At 64.6% G+C, this 19715-nt stretch carries 16 protein-coding genes and 1 pseudogene; 14 read left to right on the top strand and 3 right to left on the bottom strand.

Annotated features, from left to right (window positions below):
- Positions 1-4 precede the first annotated feature (4 nt).
- The 12 genes and pseudogenes from XH79_RS25020 to XH79_RS24965 all read left to right on the top strand — a co-directional run.
- A pseudogene (locus XH79_RS25020) lies at positions 5-238 on the top strand (haloacid dehalogenase-like hydrolase); the annotation flags it as partial.
- 59 nt (positions 239-297) lie between these two features.
- Positions 298-807 carry a hypothetical protein gene (locus XH79_RS25015; protein WP_271583304.1) on the top strand — a complete coding sequence of 170 codons (510 nt, stop codon included), beginning with the start codon at positions 298-300 and terminating at the stop codon, positions 805-807.
- Between the two features lie 32 nt (positions 808-839).
- A complete protein-coding gene (locus XH79_RS25010; protein ID WP_271583303.1) occupies positions 840-1079 on the top strand; it encodes a DUF3302 domain-containing protein in 240 nt (79 codons plus the stop codon).
- The gene (locus tag XH79_RS25005) at positions 1079-2020 is read left to right on the top strand and encodes an HlyD family secretion protein (protein ID WP_271583302.1); all 942 of its coding nucleotides are present in this window, start codon (positions 1079-1081) and stop codon (positions 2018-2020) included. The genes XH79_RS25010 and XH79_RS25005 overlap by 1 nt, the downstream gene beginning before the upstream one ends.
- 12 nt (positions 2021-2032) lie before the next feature.
- Positions 2033-3052, top strand: coding sequence for a DUF1254 domain-containing protein (locus tag XH79_RS25000; RefSeq protein WP_212335887.1), 1020 nt, complete (start codon positions 2033-2035; stop codon positions 3050-3052).
- Between the two features lie 22 nt (positions 3053-3074).
- Positions 3075-4508, top strand: coding sequence for a DUF1254 domain-containing protein (locus XH79_RS24995; protein ID WP_212335888.1), 1434 nt, complete (start codon positions 3075-3077; stop codon positions 4506-4508).
- Positions 4509-4568: 60 nt separating this feature from the next.
- Positions 4569-5585: a SphA family protein gene (locus XH79_RS24990; RefSeq protein WP_271583301.1), complete on the top strand. Its 1017-nt coding sequence runs from the start codon at positions 4569-4571 to the stop codon at positions 5583-5585.
- A 21-nt stretch (positions 5586-5606) separates the two neighbouring features.
- Entirely contained in the window at positions 5607-7712 is a 2106-nt protein-coding gene (locus XH79_RS24985) for an adenylate/guanylate cyclase domain-containing protein (RefSeq protein WP_271583300.1), read from the top strand.
- Positions 7713-7768: 56 nt separating this feature from the next.
- The gene (locus tag XH79_RS24980) at positions 7769-8716 is read left to right on the top strand and encodes an ABC transporter substrate-binding protein (RefSeq protein ID WP_271583345.1); all 948 of its coding nucleotides are present in this window, start codon (positions 7769-7771) and stop codon (positions 8714-8716) included.
- A gap of 194 nt (positions 8717-8910) precedes the next feature.
- Positions 8911-11169, top strand: a complete 2259-nt coding sequence (gene parC / locus XH79_RS24975; RefSeq protein WP_271583299.1) for a DNA topoisomerase IV subunit A — start codon at positions 8911-8913, stop codon at positions 11167-11169.
- Positions 11170-11554: 385 nt separating this feature from the next.
- Positions 11555-13105 (top strand): ABC transporter substrate-binding protein, encoded by a 1551-nt coding sequence (locus XH79_RS24970; protein ID WP_271583298.1) that lies wholly within the window; start codon positions 11555-11557, stop codon positions 13103-13105.
- Positions 13106-13109: 4 nt separating this feature from the next.
- Positions 13110-14654 (top strand): GMC family oxidoreductase, encoded by a 1545-nt coding sequence (locus XH79_RS24965; RefSeq protein WP_271583297.1) that lies wholly within the window; start codon positions 13110-13112, stop codon positions 14652-14654.
- A gap of 125 nt (positions 14655-14779) precedes the next feature.
- Here XH79_RS24965 and XH79_RS24960 read toward each other — a convergent pair whose 3' ends face one another.
- The 3 genes from XH79_RS24960 to XH79_RS24950 form a co-directional block, all read right to left on the bottom strand.
- Positions 14780-15235 carry a hypothetical protein gene (locus tag XH79_RS24960; RefSeq protein WP_271583296.1) on the bottom strand — a complete coding sequence of 152 codons (456 nt, stop codon included), beginning with the start codon at positions 15233-15235 and terminating at the stop codon, positions 14780-14782.
- Positions 15236-15421: 186 nt separating this feature from the next.
- Positions 15422-16807: a chromate efflux transporter gene (chrA, locus tag XH79_RS24955; protein WP_271583295.1), complete on the bottom strand. Its 1386-nt coding sequence runs from the start codon at positions 16805-16807 to the stop codon at positions 15422-15424.
- Positions 16807-17625, bottom strand: coding sequence for a chromate resistance protein ChrB domain-containing protein (locus tag XH79_RS24950; protein WP_271583294.1), 819 nt, complete (start codon positions 17623-17625; stop codon positions 16807-16809). Before XH79_RS24950 ends, chrA begins: the two co-directional genes overlap by 1 nt.
- 199 nt (positions 17626-17824) lie before the next feature.
- On the opposite strand from XH79_RS24950, the gene dmeF reads away from it, so the two are divergent.
- The gene (gene dmeF / locus XH79_RS24945; protein WP_271583293.1) at positions 17825-18799 is read left to right on the top strand and encodes a CDF family Co(II)/Ni(II) efflux transporter DmeF; all 975 of its coding nucleotides are present in this window, start codon (positions 17825-17827) and stop codon (positions 18797-18799) included.
- 83 nt (positions 18800-18882) lie between these two features.
- Positions 18883-19713 carry an N-acyl homoserine lactonase family protein gene (locus XH79_RS24940; protein WP_271583292.1) on the top strand — a complete coding sequence of 277 codons (831 nt, stop codon included), beginning with the start codon at positions 18883-18885 and terminating at the stop codon, positions 19711-19713.
- Positions 19714-19715: the final 2 nt, after the last annotated feature.

The following is a 19715-nucleotide window of genomic DNA, read 5'->3' as shown; positions in this document are numbered from 1 at the left end:
CGGCGGCGACCACCAGATGCTGCAATGCATTGCGGCCGGGCCCGGTGCGCGTCTCATTGGCATCGTCCATCACACCGATGCAGCCCGCGAATATGCCTACGACCGGCAGTCCAGAATCGGAAAGCTCGACAAGGCGTGGGACGAGGCGCTGCAGCGCGGTTGGACTGTGGTCGGCATGGCCAGGGACTGGAAGACGGTGTTCGCGTTCGAACGCAGCAACACGGGTGCCTCGCAATGATGAGGACACGCGGAGCGGTCGCATGCATCAACGAGACACGAAGAGCGGGAGGCATCGGGATGTTCGGTCATATGCGCAACGTTCGATTGACGGGCTGCTTGCTGGCGCTTGCCACCAGTGTGTCTGTTCCCGGCGGAACGGCGACGGCGGCGCCGCTCCAGCCGGCGGCAATCCAGCAAAGTGCGATCGGATCATCCGATCTCATCGAAGTCCGCGCAGCCGCCCGCCGTGGCGGTGCGGTGGTCGGTCCGCGTGGTGGCGCTGTGGTTCATCGTGGAGGCGCCGCGGTCGGACCTCGCGGCGACGCCTATCGCGGCCGGACCGCGGTCGTTGGTCCGCGCGGCAACGTCGCCGTCCGCAGCACGACGGCGGTCGCCGGACGCGGCGGCTGGGCTCGGCCCGGCTGGTACGGCTGGCCGCGAGGCGGCGCAATCGCCGCGGGTGCCGCGATCGGCGTCGTGACAGCAGCGACGGCTGCGGCTTGGGCCGGTGCGGCTCCCGCACCCGGCATGTGCTGGTACTACACCGATCCGTCCCGCACGCAGGGCTTCTGGGACTATTGCCAATGAGGGAGCGTCACTGATGCGCTGAGGCGTCCGTCATGAGCGGCTATGACATCTTTGCCTGGATCGTGCTGGTGATCCTGCTCGCCAGCGCCATCGGCGTGGCTTGCATCGCCGGCTGGCTGCCCGGGCACATCGCGAAATCGCGTGGTCATCCCTATGCGGACGCGGTCACGGTCGCCGGCTGGATCACGCTGGTCTTCGGTTTCGCGCTGTGGCCGATCGCCTTCATCTGGGCCTATGTCGATGTGCCATCACGCAAGGCAGGGGACGCGTGATGGCGGTTGCGATCCTCAATACCTATCTCTTGCTGCTATTCCTGTTGGTGCGTTTCAAGGTCGTGCCCTTCAACCTCTTCTGGAAGGCCTCGCCGATCATTGTTTTGGTACTTGTGATGTTCGGCCTCCTCGTCCCGATGGGATGGGGCGCGCCGCAGGGCGATGCCCTCGTGGTACGCAATGCTGTTTCGATCGTGCCTGATGTCGCTGGCGAGGTAGCGGATGTACCGGTCGTCGCCAATGCTCCACTCAAGTCCGGTGATGTTCTGTTCAAGATCGACCCGACGCCCTACGCGGCGCAAGTCAAGGCGATCGACGCCCAGTTCAAGCTCGCCAAGACGCGCCTCGGCCAGATGACGCAGCTTTATGAGCGCGATGCCGGCCGCGGCTTCGACGTCGAGCAGCGCCAGTCCGAGGCCGACCAGCTCGCCGGCCAGCTCGAGTCGGCACAATGGAATCTCGACAAGACAATCGTGCGCGCGCCGACCGACGGCTATGTCACCAACCTAGCGCTGCGCAAGGGGGCGCGGGTGGCGAACCTGCCCCTGTCGCCAGTGATGGCCTTCATCGACACCTCCAACACCATTATCGGGGTCGAGATCAACCAGATCGACGCGCGCTACGTCGCGCCCGGCCAGGAGGTCGAAGCCACGTTCAAATTCGCGCCCGGACAGATCTTTTCCGGCAAGGTCGAGAGCGTGCTCCAGGCCATCGCGCCGGGGCAGACGCAAACCTCGGGTACTGCCGTCATGCCGAAGGCGATCGAGGCCGCGCCCTTCATCGTCCGCGTCAGGCTCGACGATGCCGAGTTCGTCAAGCGGCTGCCCGCCGGCAGTGCCGGGACGGCGGCGATCTACACCGACCACGTCAAGCCAACCCATGTCGTGCGCCGCGTGATCCTGCGGCAGGTCGCGATCCTGAATTACGTCAATCCGTTCTAGGCGAGGGGACGCATGAAGAGAGTATTGCTGACGGCTTCGATGCTTGTTCTCACGGCGACCGCATATGCGCAGTCGCCCGTTCCGGTCACGGTCGATAATTTCGGGCGCGCGGAGTCCGACCTCTATTTCGGCAACGGCGTCAAGGACGCCGGCGGCATCGGCAAGGTGTTTCACCATCGCGAGCCGATGCAGATCGACAAGCAGGGTGTGATCCGGTCGAACCGGGACACGTTGTATTCGATGGCCGTGTTCGACCTCGATGCCGGTCCCGCGACGATCACGTTACCGGACGCCGGCAAGAGATTCCGGTCAATGCAGCTGATCAACGAGGATCACTATGTCGTCGGCAAGGTCGAATACGGTGCCGGCAGCTACACGGTCGACAAGAACAAGGTCGGAACGCGCTATGTGCTCGTTGGGCTGCGGACACTGGTCGATCCGAGCGATCCCAAGGACGTCGAGAAGGTCCACGCGCTTCAGGATGCCGTCAGGATCAGCCAGAAGGCTGCGGGGAAGTTCGAAATCCCGAACTGGGATCCGGCAAGCCAGAAGAAGGTGCGCGATGCTCTGCTCGTGCTGGCCTCAACGACGGGCGGATTCAAGAATGCGTTCGGCCCCAGGGAGCAGGTCGATCCGATCAAGCACCTGATCGGAACCGCCGCGGGGTGGGGCGGCAATCCCGACAAGGAAGCCACCTATCTCAGCTTCAATCCCGAGAAGAACGACGGCAGCACGGTCTACAAGCTAGTCGTTCCCGGCAATGTGCCGGTCGACGGCTTCTGGTCGATCAGCCTCTACAACGCCGAGGGCTATTTCGAGAAGAACCCGTACAACGCCTACTCCGTCAACAATCTGACGGCGGTGAAATCGGCTGATGGCTCGACGGCGATCCAGTTCGGCGGCTGCGACGGCAAGATCCCGAACTGCCTGCCGATCATGAAAGGATGGAACTACACCGTGCGGCTCTACCGGCCGCGCCCCGAAATCCTGAACGGCAAGTGGAAATTCCCGGAGCCGAAGCCCGTGAGCTGAACACGGAGAAGGAGAGGCTTCCATGAAGATGCTGCTTTCTGGAGTTGCTGCCATGATGTGGATTGCTACGGGAGCAGCCGCGCAGACCAACAATCCGGATGAGCTTGCCGCGCGCCAGTTTCAGCGCCGCGCCGTCGAGGCCGTCATCTGGGGAATGCCGATCGTCAATTACGATCTCATGCTCCAGGAGATGCTGACCAAGACGCCGGGCAAGGTGAATCAGGTGATTTACTGGGGCAAGCCGCTTGACTGGAAGAACCAGACGCTGACGCCAAACCCGGACACGCTCTACCTGATGGCGTTCCTCAACACGAAGGACGTCGGCCCCATCGCCATCGAAATTCCGCCAGCGGGTCCCGGCGGCTCTCTCAACGCCAACATCGTCAATGCCTGGCAGCAGCCGCTGGAGGACGCGGGTCTGCTCGGCGTGGACAAGGGAGCCGGCGTCAAGCTCGTGATGCTGCCACCCGGCTACACGGGCCAGGTGCCCGCGGGGTTCGAGCCGCTGCAGCCCAACACATTCGGAAGTTACGTCCTGTTCCGCTCCAACATGAAGAGCCACGGCGAGGCTGACGTCGCCAGCTCCATCGCTTACGGCAGGCAGATCAGGGTCTATCCGATGTCACAGGCATCGAATCCGCCGGCAACTGTCTTTACCGACGTCAAGGACGTCACCTTCGACTCGACGATCCGCTACGATGACAGTTTCTTCGTCAACCTCGACCGCGCCGTGCAGACCGAGCCGTGGCTCACGCGCGATCGCGCGATGATCGATCAGCTGCGCACGATCGGCATCGAGAAGGGCAAGGCGTTCGCACCGGATGCGAAGCTGAAGCAGGCGCTGAAGGACGGAATTCGCGAGGCCCACGCGCTGATGGCAGAAAGATACGACGCCGGCCTGCCCACATTCTTCGACGGCACGCACTGGACGCTGCCCGCGCATCCGGAGGTGCTGAGCGCAGCCGCAGCCAATTTCGACGAACCGAATGCCTATCCGGTGGACTGGCGCGGCCTTGCCTATACTTATGCGTATGTCGGCATCAAGCGGCTCGGCGCCGGCCAGTTCTACCTGATCAACATCAAAGATAAGGACGGCCAGAGCTACGACGGTGCGAAGACCTATCGTCTCCACGTTCCGCCGAACGTGCCAGTCGAGCAATATTGGTCGCTGACGGCCTATGACCGCGAAACGCACGCGCTTATCAAGAACGTCGATCGTGCCAGCCGCGCCTCGAACAATGCGGATGTCAAAAAGAATGCCGACGGCTCAGTCGATCTCTACCTCGGGCCCAGGCCGCCCGCCGGGCAGGAGGCTAACTGGATCCCGACCGACCCCGCTCGCAAGTTCGAAATGATGTTCCGCCTCTATGGGCCGAAGCAGGAACTGTTCGCAAAGAGCTGGAAGCTGCCTGATGTCGAACTCCTCGCCACGACGGTCGGAGGCGCCACGAAGTAGCGGGGGCGCGGCCTGTGAAAGGCTAGTTGGTCGGGGCAGCGACAAGAACGAGGACACGACATGACGGGACATCTTCGAAAGGCCACGCTCGCTGCCGCACTGACATTCACCAGCCTCTCCGCCCAGCCGGCGCTGGCCGCCGCCGGCGGCGTGAGCTTCTGGCTGCCGGGCATCTTCGGCAGCCTGGCCGCCGTTCCGGTGACGCCGGGATGGGCCTATTCGACCATTTACATCCATCTTCAGGAGAAGGCAGGAGGAGGGCAGAACTTCGTCACCAGCGGCGGCATACCCGGCTCGGTGACCGCCGGCCTCAATGCGCATGCCGACGTGCTCGTCATGGGCATTACCTACACCTCGTCGATGCCGGTGCTCGGCGGCCAGGCCGGCGTCACCGTGCTGACCGCGCCGGGAAACATCGGCGTCGGCATCGACGCGACGCTGACGGGTCCGAGAGGCAACACCATCTCCGGCAGTGCGACCGACAACCGCACCACGCTGACCGACGTGTTCTACCAGGGCACGCTGAAATGGAACCAGGGCGTGCACAACGAGATGGTCTACATCACCGGCAACATCCCGAGCGGCACTTACGATTCCAGCCGGCTCGCGAACCTGAGCTTTGGTTTCCCCGCGATCGATGTGGGAGCCGGCTACACCTATCTCGACCTCAAGACCGGGCATGAATTCTCGGTCGTCGGCGGGCTCACCTACAATTTCACGAATCCGTTCCTCCAGTACCAGAACGGGATCGATTTCCACGTCGATTGGGCCGCGTCCCAGTTCGTCAGCAAGAATGTCCATATCGGCGTCGCCGGCTATTTCTTCCAGCAGCTCACCGACGACAGCGGTCCCGGCGCCAGGCTCGGCGGCTTCAGGGGCCAAGCGGTCGGCATCGGGCCGCAGATCGGTTTCATGATCCCGATGTCCGACGGCTACCAGGGCTACCTCAATGTCCGTGGCTACAAGGACCTGGAGGTCGAGAACCGGCCGAAGAGCTGGTCGACCTGGGTCACCTTCTCGGTCTCGCCGGCCGCGCCTGCGCCGGCGGCGACGAAGCCCATCGTTCGAAAGTACTGAGGGAGGCGCTGACGTCGCTCGATGGCGGGAGATCAAACCACAAAGCGCGCATTCAGCATCGGCTTTCAGACATCGATCATCACGGTGTTCGTTGCCGTCGTGCTGATCGTGGGCTTGGCGCTGGTCTATCTCAGCTTCGAACGCGTGACGGTGATCACGCAGAAGGCAGCCAGCAGCTTCATCGAGAAGGTGGCCCAACTGGGGGCGGACCACGTCGACGAGCAGTTCAAGAACGTTCGCGACAATCTCGACATCCTGTCCGGCCTGCCGTCGATCCAGGAGGCTGACATCGCCGATAACGCGCGGCTCTACAGCCTGATGGCGGCGATGCTGCGCAACAATCCGCAGCTCTTCAATCTCTATGTGGGCTATGAGGATGGTTCATTCATCGAGATGGACGTGATCGATCGCGCCAGGCCCGCTTTCCGGACGAGCCTGAACGTGGATCAGGATGCGGCCTTCCGGCTTGTGGTGATCTCGCGCACGGCGGGAGCCGCACCGGTGACCCAATATCTGTCCGAGAACCTCATCCAGGTCGCCGAGGTCGCCGGACCGACGGGCTACGACCCTCGGCAGCGGCCCTGGTATGTCGAGGCATTCAGGAATGACAAGACGCTGCTGACCGGCCCCTACGTCTTCTTTGCCACGGGCGAACCCGGCTACACCCTGCGGACGCCGCTGAGGGAGGGACGGCGCGGCGTCGTCGCCGGCGACGTGCTGCTGAACCGCTTCGAGGACATGCTGGCGGAGCAGAAGCTCGGGCAGTCGGGACAGGCCTTCTTGTTCAACGACAGCGAGCAGATCGTCGGCCATCCCGAGATGAACCGCCTGATGGCCGAGATCCCGGAGCGGCAGGACGACCTGCCGCAGGTCGGCGCGCTCAAGCTGCCGGGCCTCGTGCCGATCATCCGCTCCTGGCGCGAGGGCGGGCCGGCTCAGCAATTCTTCACAGGCGCATCGGGGCGCACCTATGTGGCCGCGGTCCATAAGCTTGAAACGACGGGCTCCGCCAATGTTCGCCTCGCGATGATCGCGCCGCTCGACGAATTCTACGCGCAGATCATCCGCGAGCGCCGCACCCTGTTCGCGCTGGCGCTCGCCTTCGTCGGCGCCACGCTGCCGTTCGCGTTCTGGCTGGGATCGCTGATGGCGCGGCCGCTGCGCAAGCTTGCGGAGGAAACCGACGCGATCCAGCGGTTCGAGATCGCGGAACGGCCGCGCATTCATTCGGTCGTCGCCGAGATCGAGGAACTCGGCCGCTCGGTGTTCACCATGCGCAGCGTGGTCCGCAGTTTTGCCAACTTCATCCCGCGCCAGATCGTGCGGCAACTGATCGAGACCGGCTCTGCGCTCAGGCTGGGCGGAGCCAGGCGCGAGGTGACGGTGCTGTTCACCGACGTCGCCGATTTCACCGCCAAGACGGAACGGGCCGACCCGTCGCAGGTGATGATCCACACCTCGCGCTATTTCGCTGTGCTGTCGGACGAGATCATGCACCACCGGGGCACGATCGACAAATATATCGGCGATGCCGTGATGGCGTTCTGGAATGCGCCCGCTGATGACCCTGATCACACCGTCAATGCCTGCCGCGCCGTCCTGGCATGCGTCGTGGCGAATGAAGCGCTCAACAGGGAATTTCGGCGCGAAGGCTGGCCGCCCTACGACACGCGCTTCGGCCTTCACGTCGGCGATGCCGTGGTCGGCAATATCGGCTCGAGCGACCGGATGAACTACACCGCGCTCGGCGCCACCATCAATCTGGCCTCGCGGCTGGAAGGACTGAACAAGAACTACGGCACGCGCGTGCTGGTCAGCGCGGCCGTTCGCGCCCGTGCGGAGCAGGCGTTCCTGTTCCGGGGCGTCGACAGCATCAGGCCGAAGGGATTTGCCGAGGCGATCGAGGTCAGCGAGTTGCGCGGCGAGCTTGCGAAGGCGGATGAAGCCGAGATCGCGATGTGCCGGCGCTGGGACGAGATTTTCGCGCTGATTGCAAAGGGCGGTGCGGTCGAGACGACTCTGGTTCGGCTCGCCGGCTTCCTGCTCGATTATCCCGCGGACCCCGTCGCGCAGTTTCACACCCGGCGACTCCGCGCGGCGGCCCAGAATTCGGGGGAGGCGGCGTGAGCGCAGGCGACATCAGCCGCAGACGGTTACTGCATCGTGGCGCGGGCCTAGCCACCATGTCGGCGCTGTGCGCACCGGCTCTTGCGCAGGCCCGCAGCAGAGTGCGGCTCGGCTATCTCCACGTGGTCGCCGTGGACGGGCACATCTGGACCGGCCTCGATCGCGGTTCGTTCGACCGCGAGGGAATTGATTTCGAGCTGCACGAATTCAGCACCGGACCGGAGGTCTTCGAGGCGATGGGGAAGAGCCAGGTTGACGTCGTCTCGGCCGGCGGCGTGATCTCGAACTATCTGGCGCTCGGCCACGGCCGGGGCTTTCTCATCAATGACATCGAGGTGGCGACCGCGCAGCTTTGGGTCCGGCCGACGCTGGGCGTAAAGACCTTTGCCGACCTCCGGGGCAGACGGATCGCGACGACGGCGAAGACGACCGCGCACATCTTTCTCGACCGCGCGCTGCGCGCCAACAACATCAATCCATCCGAGGTCGAGATCGTCAATCGCAGCATGCCCGCCGCGGTCCAGGCGTTCATCGCCGGCGACGTTCCCGCCGTGGCGCTCTGGGTGCCGTTCAATATCGCCGTGCGCCAGGCGCTGCCCGAAGCGATCAAGCTGGTCGATGCGTCCGCCTTCTATCCGCAATCGGCCGTGCTGGGCGGTTGGGCCGCGAGGAGCGACTACTATGCCGAGAACAGGCAGGTGCTCAGCCGGATCATCCGCGCCTGGACGGATGCCAACGACCACATGGTCCGCAATCCGGCGGCGGCCGCGGAGGCGTTACAGCGGTCGCACTATCAGCAGTCGGGGCGGGACGACCTCGCCGAGGCCTTCAAGGCGCAGAAGCTTTATTCCTCGCGCGAATGGCGACGTCTCTATTCGGACGGCACTGTCGTGAAATGGCTCCAGCAGGTCAGCGACTTCTTCATGGCAGATGCCGGAGTCACGAACCCGCTCCGCGCATCGGACTATTTCGACACGCAGCTCTATCTTTCGACCGTGGCGTAACCCCATACCGTCCGGAGCGGCCGCGGGCGCCCTGTGGATAATTCCGCCGGCGGCCCTGGCGCAGGGCAGGGGGCGCATGTCGCAGCCCAGCCTGCTATATATCCGCCCGAATCGCGCCCCAGCGGGGGAGAATTGGCCAGGTTTTTGGGGAGTTGCCCGAGGCCCAGCCGGAAGTCTTTGAAAGTAAAGGCCTAATGGGCAAACGAATAGTTCCGCCGGAAGAGCCGGCCGAAATCCATGAGGTGCCGCTGCGGGAAGCGCTGGAAGAGCGCTATCTCGCCTATGCGCTGTCCACCATCATGCACCGCGCGCTGCCGGACGCGCGCGACGGCCTGAAGCCGGTGCACAGGCGCATCCTCTACGGCATGCGCCTGCTCAGGCTCGATCCCGGCACGGCCTTCAAGAAATCCGCCAAGATCGTCGGCGACGTGATGGGCTCGTTCCATCCGCATGGCGACCAGGCGATCTACGACGCCATGGTCCGCCTCGCGCAGGATTTCTCCTCGCGCTATCCGCTGGTCGACGGCCAGGGCAATTTCGGCAATATCGACGGCGATAATCCGGCCGCCTACCGCTACACCGAAGCGCGCATGACCGACGTCGCGCGGCTTCTGCTCGAAGGCATCGACGAGGACGGCGTCGAATTCCGCGCCAATTACGACGGCCAGTCGAAAGAGCCGGTCGTGCTGCCCGGCGGCTTTCCGAACCTGCTCGCCAACGGCGCGCAAGGCATCGCGGTCGGCATGGCGACCTCGATCCCGCCGCACAATGCCGCCGAGCTCTGCGACGCCGCGCTGCATCTGATCGAGAAGCCCGACGCGAAGTCCAAGGCGCTCTTGAAGTGGGTCAAGGGCCCGGATTTCCCGACCGGCGGCATCTGCGTCGATTCCAAGCAGGCCATCGCTGAGGCCTACACCACGGGCCGCGGCTCGTTCCGTGTCCGCGCCAGATGGCAGCAGGAAGAGGGCGCGCGCGGCACCTGGGTCGTCGTCGTCACCGAGATCCCCTTCCTGGTGCAGAAGTCGCGCCTGATCGAGAAGATCGCCGAGCTGCAGGACCAGAAGAAACTGCCGCTGGTCGGCGACGTCAGGGACGAGTCGGCCGAAGACGTCCGCATCGTGATCGAGCCGAAGTCGAAGAACGTCGATCCCGCGCTGATGATGGAATCGCTGTTCCGGCTGACCGAGCTCGAGAACAAGATTCCGCTGAACCTCAACGTGCTGATCAAGGGTCGCATCCCGAAGGTGGTGGGGCTCGCGGAGTGCCTGCGCGAATGGTTGGACCATCTGCGCGACGTACTGATCCGCCGCAGCAACTTCCGCAAGGCGCAGATCGAGCACCGGCTGGAAGTCCTCGGCGGTCATCTGGTCGCCTATCTGAACCTCGACAAGGTGATCAAGATCATCCGCACCGAGGACGAGCCGAAGCCGGCCCTGATCAAGGCGTTCAAGCTCACCGAGATCCAGGCGGAGGCCATCCTCAATATGCGTTTGCGCAATCTGCGCAGACTCGAGGAAATGGAGATCCGCAACGAGGACAGGGATCTCCGCAAGGAGCTGAAGGGCATCGAGGGCGTGCTCGCCTCGGAAGCCGAGCAGTGGAAGAAGGTCGGCGAGCAGGTCGGCAAGGTCCGCGACATGTTCGGGCCGAAGACGCCGCTCGGCAAGCGCCGCACCACTTTTGCGGATGCGCCCGAGCACGATCTCGCGGCGATGGAGGAGGCCCTCGTCGAGCGCGAGCCGGTGACGGTCGTCGTCTCCGACAAGGGCTGGATTCGCACCATGAAGGGCCATGTCGAGGATCTCTCGGGGCTGGCCTTCAAGCAGGACGACAACCTCGGCTTCGCTTTCTTCGCGGAGACGACCTCGAAGCTCTTGCTGTTCGCGACCAACGGCAAGTTCTACTCGCTCGACGTTGCCAAGCTTCCGGGCGGCCGCGGTCACGGCGAGCCGATCCGCCTGTTTATCGACCTCGAGCAGGAGGCGGCGCCCGTCGCGCTCTTCGTCAACAAGGGCGGGCGCAAGTTCCTGGTCGCGAGCCACGAGGGCCAGGGCTTCGTCGTCAATGAGGACGATTGCGTCGGCACCACCAAGAAGGGCAAGCAGGTCCTCAACGTCGACATGCCGAACGAGGCGCGCGCGATCACCGAGGTGCTCGGCGACACCGTTGCCGTCATCGGCGAGAACCGCAAGATGCTGGTGTTCCCGCTCGACCAGGTGCCGGAAATGGCGCGCGGCCGCGGCGTGCGGCTGCAGAAGTACAAGGATGGCGGCCTCTCTGACATCGCCGTGTTCGACGCCAAGGCCGGCCTGACCTGGAAGGACTCCGCGGGGCGCGAATTCTCGGCGACCATGAAGGAGCTCGCGGAGTGGCAGGGCACCCGCGCCGATGCCGGCCGCCTGCCGCCGAAGGGCTTCCCGAAGTCGAACAAGTTCGGCCGGGTGATCGGGTAGAGCAGTCTCTTGTCCCGGACGCGCTGCAACGCTCTTGCGTTGCTGCGCAGAGCCGGGATCCACGCCACACGGATTGCTGGGAGACATGGGCCCCGGCTCAGCAGCGCACCGCTACGCGCTGCGCTGCGTCCGGGGCACGAGGGAGTGTGCGTGGCTCTCTCCCCACCGTCATTGCGAGCGTAGCGAAGCAATCCAGATTGCCACCGCGGAAAGATTCTGGATCGCTTCGCTGCGCGCAATGACGAGAGGCGATAGCGCTGCTCTCCAACTGACATTGAGTACCCCGCAAACGCGTGGCAGATAGCCACGAGAGCATACGTGCGGGCACGAACATTGCTTTTTCCTGGCGACTGCAAACGGCTGGTCAAAAGGCAAAAACACCCCAATGTTCAAACTGAAGGCTTTCATTCCGGCGCTGTTCGGCCTCGCGCTGGGGGCGGCGCCCGCGCATGCGGCGGGCAATCTGGTCGCGGTGCTCGAGGCGGAAATCGTCACGCTCGATCCGCATTTTTCCACGGCCTATATTTCGCGCACGTTCGGCTACATGGTGTTCGACACGCTGTTCGCGAAGGATTCCAAGGGCGAGATCAAGCCGCAGATGGTGCAGGACTGGAAAGTCTCTGCCGACGGGTTGACCTATACGTTCACGCTGCGCGACGGCCTGAAATGGCATGACGGCCAGCCGGTCACGGCGGCCGATTGCGTGGCCTCGCTGCGCCGCTGGGGCACCCGTAGCGCGCTCGGCCGCCGCATTTTTGCGATCACGACTTCGCTCGAGCCGACGGATGCGAAGACCTTCGTGCTGACGCTGAAGGAGCCGTCCGGTCTCGTCATCGACGCGCTCGGCAATCCCGTCAGCCCCGTTGCCTTCATGATGCCCGAGCGCATCGCGAAAACGCCCGGCGACCAGCGCATCACGGAGATCATCGGCTCCGGCCCGTTCGTCTACAGCAAGACCGATCACCGTACCGGCGACCGAATGATCCTGAAGAAGTTCGCCGACTATGTGCCGCGCCCCGAGCCTGCCGACTTCCTCGCCGGCGGCAAGCGCGTCAATGTCGACACGCTGGAGGTCCGCGTCATTCCCGATGGTGCGACGGCGGCCTCCGCGTTGCAGGCCGGCGAAGTCGACTTCATGCAATACGCGCCGTTCGATCTGCTGCCGCAGCTGGAGAAGAACTCGCGCGTGAAGCTCGTCAACTTCACCGGCGGCAACATGTTCGCGGGCGCCTATCGCCTCAACGCTGCGTCGAAACCGTTCGACGATCCCGAGATCAGGCGCGTGCTGTGGAAGCTGGTCGATCAGCGCGAAGTGCTGGACGCGCTCGGCTTAGACGCCAAATACGCCACCCCCTGCGCGACCTACTTCACCTGCGGCACGACTTATGAGAGCAAGGCCGGCACGGAAGCTGCCGCCAAGCCCTCAATCGAAGCGGCGAAGGCTGCGCTGAAGGCGACCAAATATGCCGGCGAGCCCGTAATCGTCATGGAGGCCAACGATCTCGAAGCGCCGCGCGTCTCGGCGCAGGTGCTGGCCGAGCGGCTGAAGGCCGCCGGCTTCAATGTCGATCTGCAGGTGATGGACTGGGCGAGCGTGCTGGCGCGCCGTGCCAAGAAGGAGGGCTGGAGCGTCTATGGCGTTCACGCCGGCGGTTTCGATCTCGGCTCGCCGCTGACCAACGTCATGGTCGCCTTCAACTGCGCCGACTTCACCGGCTGGCAGTGCGATGCGCGCATCACGCCTTTGATGGAAGCCTTCGCCAAGGCGCCGGCGGAGGAGGACCGCAAGAAGATCGCGGGCGAGATCCAGAGCGTGATGTACGATCAGGCACCCGCGATCCCGTGGGGCCAGTTCGCGCAGCCGGCCGCCTATCGCGCCACTCTGCGCGGTCTGATACCGTCCGCCATCCCGGTGTTCTGGAACGTTGAGAAGTAACGCGATGTACGATGTCATTGTTGTCGGCGGCGGTTCCGCCGGCGCCGCTGTGGCCGCAAGGCTCTCCGAAGATCCCGCACGCCGCGTGCTGCTGTTAGAGGCCGGTCTCGACTGGCGCGCTGATGAAGCGCCCTGGGAGGTGAGAACGCCGAACCCCATCCCGATCATCCACAAGCGCGAGTATCAGGAGAAATGGCAGTGGCCTGATCTCTTGACGCGCCGGGTGGCGGGCCAGGAGCCGCGCTTCTACTGGCGCGGCAAGGGGCTCGGCGGCTCATCGATGATGAACGGCCAGATCGCCATCCGCGGCGTTGCCGATGCCTTCGACGAATGGGCGGCCAATGGCTGCACCGGCTGGTCGGCCAAAGAGGTGATGCCGCTATTCTCGGTGATCGAGGATGATCTGGAGTTCGGCGACGCCGCGGGACATGGACGCGGCGGACCGCTGCCGGTCTATCGCGCGCCACCCGAGACGTGGGGCCCGATCGACCGGGGCTTGCGCGACGCCGCGCTGGCGGGCGGCTATCCCTGGTGCGCCGACCTCAACGGTCCTGACGGCGAGGGCGTCGCCTGTTATCCCATCAACAGCCGCGATAGCCGCCGCATCACCACCAATGAGGGCTATCTCGAGCCCGCGCGCGGCCGCGCCAATCTGGAGATCCGCGGCCATGCGCTGGTCGATCGCGTGCTGATCAGCGACGGAAGGGCGACCGGCCTCCGCGTCCACATCGAGGGGCAGGGCATCCACGAGATCAGCGCGCGTCAGATCGTGCTGTGTGCCGGCGCGATCCACAGCCCGGCGATCCTGCTGCGCTCGGGCATCGGCCCGGCCGAGGAGCTGAAGGCGATGGGGATCGCGGTCGAGCGCGACCTGCCGGTCGGTCGCCACTTCTTCGACCACCCGCTGTTTCGCGCCACGATCCAGCTCCGCGAGGACCTGCGGCCGACCGATCCCGATACCCGCCACACCAATTGCTGCGTGACCTATTCCTCGGGCCTCGCCAATGGCGGCAAGCGCGACATGATCCTGATCGCGTTCAACCATCGCGGCATTGGCGTGCCCGGCGCGATCGGCGCCGGGCTGTTCAACGCCTATTCGCGTGGCACGCTCAAGCTGGCCTCGACCGATCCTGCTATCGATCCTGTCGTCGAGGAGAACATGCTGGCCGATCCCCGCGACATGCAGCGAATGATGGATGCGGTGAAGCGCCTTGCCGTGATCACCTCGCAGCCGGCGCTATCAGGCATCGCCGACTGGATCAGGCTGACCGACACTGATTTGACGCTGCCGCAGGCAGCTAGCCTGCCCGATCACGAGCTCGATGCGCTGCTGCGCCGGGAGACCGGCGACATCCAGCACGCCGCCGGCAGCTGCCGCATGAGCGGCGTCAACGACGGCGATGGCGTGGTCAATCCCGATGGCGCCGTGAAGGGGATCAGCGGCCTGCGCGTCGCCGACGCCTCGATCATGCCGTCCGACTGCCGCGCCAACACGCATTTCACGACGGTGGTGATCGGGGAAGCGATTGCGCGGATGATGATGCGGTAGCGGGACAACGATGGTGTCATGCCCCGACTCGACCGCGGAGCGGGGCTTGACAGGCGGCGTGGCCGGCGTGCCGCGGCTGTTTTGTCCGACGGATATCGGTCGACGGGGGCCACGCCCAAGGATCCTCAGATTTCGCAACCGGTCAGATTCAGCGCCTTGAGCAAGCCACCGAACGCCTTGAGCCGACAGGGCTCTGTATTGTTTGCGGCCTTTGGACTTTGGAAATTGGAGGTTTGCTTGATGACGATTGCTCTTGGCTTCGGCTTGGGACGTTCAGCGGTCGCGATCTTCTTCGAATTGTGCCGATGACGGGCAATCGGCTTCGGCTCGGACGAACCAATATGGATGTCTTCCGGGGGAGCAACACGGTCTTCAACCACAGCAGCCTGTGTCGGCGTCTCGCTGCTCACAGCAACAATTTCAAGGCGGTCAGCCTTCGCCAGCGCACTATGTGAAGCGGAAATGTCTGTATTTTGCTGGGCGATCGCGGCTGCGCGACGCGGTGGAGCTCTCAGCTCCATGGCCGACAGCATTCCTACAGTCAGCAGGATCAGGAGGCCCAACAACGCCATTCTCAGCATAATGCGCCTCTAACCTGCGTTAGTGCTGCTGAAAATTCTCCGCTCCAATAAGGCAACTTGTCGGCGGGCCGCCGACCCACGACGGATCATTTACCGACAGGGTTAACGTCGGTGATGCTCCCCCACATGCCGAGAATGCTGCCGCTCACGTCCTTCCGGCGGCGAAAATGGAGGCGACTACACGCTCTAAATGACCCCTGCCAGCCGTAACGCCACGCCCGCCGCGCAACTGGCGGCGAGCACCGTCAGCATCCCCAGCTTGAACCGGAAGATCGCTGTCGCAGCCGCAATCGCCAGCAGCAGTGCGGGGATGTCGACGCTGGTCAAGACCGGCCGGTCGAAGGCGAAGGGGAAAGCGTGCACCGGCACGGTCTCGCGGAACAGCGTGTGCAGCGCGAACCAGATCGAGAGATTGAGGATCACGCCGACCACGGCGGCGGTGATCGCACTGAGCGCGCCGGCAAGGCCGGTGTTGCCGCGCAGGCGCTCGATGTAGGGGGCACCGACGAAGATCCAGAGGAAGCAGGGCGTGAAGGTGACCCAGGTTGCGAGCAGGCCGCCGAAGGTTGCCGCGACCATCGGCGACAGGCCGCCGGGGTCGCGATAGGCCGCCATGAAGCCCACGAACTGCAGCACCATGATCAGCGGGCCTGGCGTGGTCTCGGCCATGCCGAGGCCGTCGAGCATCTCGTGCGGCTTCAGCCAGTGATAATGCTCGACCGCCTGCTGGGCGACATAGGCCAGCACGGCGTAAGCGCCGCCGAAGGTGACCAGCGCCATCTTCGAGAAGAACAGCGCGATCTGGCTGAAGACGTTGGCCTGTCCGAACGCGGCGAGCAGGGCGATCACCGGCACCAGCCAGAGCGCCAGCCAGATCGCACCGATGCGGATCGCGCGGCCGGTGTCGGGTTTGACGTGGTCCGGCACGGCGTCGCCGAGCATGCTGTCGATCACGGCGCTGCTGTCGCCATGACCGTGACCGGCCGGGGCAAATTCCGGACGGCCTTGTCTGGCGCCGACATATCCGATCACGCCGGCGGCGATGATGATGATCGGGAAGGGGACGGCGAAGAAGAAGATCGCGACGAAGGCGAGGGCGGCGAGCGCGATCATGATGCGGTTCTTCAGCGCGCGCTTGCCGACGCGCACCACGGCCTCGACGACGATGGCGAGCACGGCGGCCTTCAGGCCGAAGAACAGCGCCTCGACGAAGCTGACATTGCCATAGGCGGCGTAGATATAGCTCAAGGCCATGATGGCGATGATGCCGGGCAGGATGAACAGCCCGCCCGCCATCAGGCCGCCGGCGGTGCGATGCATCAGCCAGCCGACATAGGTTGCAAGCTGCTGCGCCTCCGGTCCTGGCAGCAACATGCAATAGTTCAGCGCATGCAGGAAACGGCCCTCGGAGATCCACTTCTTCTCCTCGACCAGGATGCGGTGCATCACCGCGATCTGGCCCGCGGGCCCGCCGAAGCTCAGGCAGGCGACGCGAAGCCAGACGCGGAAGGCTTCGTTGAAGCTGATGCCGTGACCGGCATCAGCTCCCATTTGATTGGCGCGAGTATCCATTACGCCTTCACCTTGTTGGTCGGCCAGTTGTGGGTCTCGGTGGTGGCGTCGCGGCACCAGCGGTAGAAGGCGTCGTAGATCGTCATCCCGGCCTCGAGCTGCTCGAGATCGTCGTCATACATCCGCGACAGCCCGAGCGAGGCCGCGAGCAGGCCCGGTGCCTCCGGCGCCAGATCCGGCCGCGCGGTGTCGGCGCCGCGCACCAGCATCGCGAGGCGAAGCAGGGGCGGCGTCGCAATGCCGAACTCCTCGATCATGACGTCGAAGGTGCAGAGCTCGCCGCGGTGGCTCCAGAACACGTTCTCGATGTCGAAGGGCGCTGCGCCAAAGCGCTCGCCGACGGCGACCACCTCGGACGGCGCCACATAGAGGAACACCGCGCTGGGATCGACGAAGCGGCGGATCAGCCAGGGGCAGGCGATGCGGTCGACCTTCGGCCGCGCCCGGGTCACCCAGACGGTGCGACCCTGTGCGTCGCGCGGCGGCAGCTTGCGGGTGTCGAGCAGCGGCAGTTTTGCTGCTTTCCAGCCCTCGAAGCCGCCATCGAGCGCCTCGGCCTGCACACCGAGCTGCCTCAGCCAGGCGGCGGTGCCCTGCGCCAGCTTGGCACCGCGCAGGCAGGAGACGATGGCGGAGCGGCCGGCAAATTCGCCGCCCCATTCCGCAACGGTCTCGTGGCTGCGCCTGATGGAGCCGGGGATCAGCCGCCGGTCGGCGGCAAAATCCTCCTCGGTGCGGACGTCGATCAGGACAGGTGCATTGGCCGTGCCGATCAGGCGCGCCAATTTGTCGGATGATATGGTCGTGAAAGTAGACATGTTGTTGCGTCCTCGCAAAAACCGAACGGGACGCGATACTTGGGCATGTCGCCTCGTGGGGAGATCGCTCAAATCCCCATGGGCTGATTACAGCTAAACTAAGCGGAACTGTCAATCCGCAGGACGATTGGGTCTTAGAAAATTGGCCTGCACCGGTCTATAGTGCGCGCCAACACACCTGAATCTTCTGGAGAATTCGATGCATTCCCACTCCATTGAACAGTGGACCCATGACCACGCGTTCCTCGGCGAGAAGCACGACGAGAACGAGCGGCGCACTTGGCTCGTGGTCGTGCTGACGCTGGTCATGATGGTCGGCGAGATCGTGGCCGGTTCGCTGTTCGGCTCGATGGCGCTGCTCGCCGACGGCTGGCACATGGGAACGCATGCGGCCGCGCTCGGCATTGCCGCCTTCGCCTACCGCTTCGCGCGGAGGCACCTCGGCAATGCGCATTTCACCTTCGGCACCGGCAAGTTCGGCGATCTCGCCGCCTTCTCCAGCGCGATCATCCTCGGCCTGATTGCCGTCGAGATCGCCTATGAGAGCGTGCTGCGGCTGATCACGCCGGTGCCGATCGTCTATGGCGAGGCCATCGCGGTCGCCTCGCTGGGACTGTGCGTCAATCTCGCCAGCGCGTGGCTCTTGCGCGACAGCCACGACCATCACCACCACGGTCATGATCATGGCCACGGCCATGCGCATCATGATCACGATCATCATGACCACGACCATGATCACCACCACCATCGTCACGACAACAACCTTCGCGCAGCTTACGTCCACGTCATGGCGGACGCCGCGACCTCGGTGCTGGCGATCGGCGCCCTTGTGGTCGCAATGTATTCGGGCTGGGTCTGGGCCGACCCGGCTGTGGGCCTGATCGGCAGCGTCGTGATCGCGAGCTGGGCGTACGGCCTGATCAAGTCGTCGGGCGCGGTGCTGCTCGACGTGCGCGCCGACGAGAAGCTGGAGCGCGTGATCCGCGCGCGCATGGAGGTCGGCGAGGACCGCGTCACCGACCTGCATCTCTGGCAGGTCGGCCCCGGCCATTGTGCCGTGCTGGTGTCGGTGGTGTCGGACAAGCCGAAGCAGCCGGCGGTCTACAAGAAGCGGCTCGCCGGGCTGAAGGGTCTCAGCCACGTCACGGTCGAGGTCGAGACCTGCCCGCATTGACGTGATCGGCGGGCGCGGAATTCTGCGGCGCGGCCGGGGTTGATCCTCGGTCGCAGTCTGCATGGCGTTGAGGAGAAGCAACAATGATGCCCAGGATCACGCTCGCACTCGCCTTCGTTTCGCTAGCCTTGTCCGGCCATGCAGCGATGGCGCAGTCGGAGAAGGGCGGCGTCGAACGGCTCTACGTCCTCAATTGCGGTGAGGGCACTGCCGGCGACATCTCGCGCTGGACGCCCGGCATCAACGAAGGCAAGACGATGAACTTCGTCGATAGCTGCTACCTCGTCAAGCACGCCAAGGGCTGGTTCCTGTGGGACACCGGCGTCGCCGATGCAGTCGCAGCCATGCCCAACGGCCTGGCACCGGCCGACCCCAAGGCTGTGACCTGGCGCCGGCCGAAGACGCTGGCGGCCCAGCTCGAGCAGCTCGGCGTCAAGCCCGACGACATCAAGGCCATGGCCGTCTCGCACACGCACCCGGACCATTCCGGCAATGTCGAGCTGTTCCCGCAGGCCACGCTCTACGTGCAGAAGGACGAATATGACTGGCCCGGCGCCAATAACGAGCCGCGCTTCAAGCCTTCGCATCCGGTCGAGCAGCTCGCAGGAGACAAGGACGTGTTCGGCGACGGCAGCGTGACCATTCTGTCGACACCCGGCCACACGCCGGGGCACCAGTCGCTGCTGGTGAAATTGCCGAAGACCGGCGCGGTGGTGCTGTCCGGCGATGCCGTGCACTTCAAAGACAATTGGGACAACCGCCGCGTGCCCAGCATGAACCTCAACAAGGATCAGAGCGCGGCCTCGATGCAGAAGATCGCCGACACCCTCGCCAAGGAGAAGGCGCAGCTCTGGATCAACCACGACAAGGCCCAGCGCGACAGCCAGAAAATGGCGCCGGAGTTTTACGACTAGCG

Source organism: Bradyrhizobium sp. CCBAU 45389 (assembly GCF_028128625.1).
Classification (GTDB): domain Bacteria; phylum Pseudomonadota; class Alphaproteobacteria; order Rhizobiales; family Xanthobacteraceae; genus Bradyrhizobium; species Bradyrhizobium liaoningense_B.
Note: the sequence above shows the minus strand (reverse complement) of the source record. Positions and strands in the feature narration are given on the sequence as shown.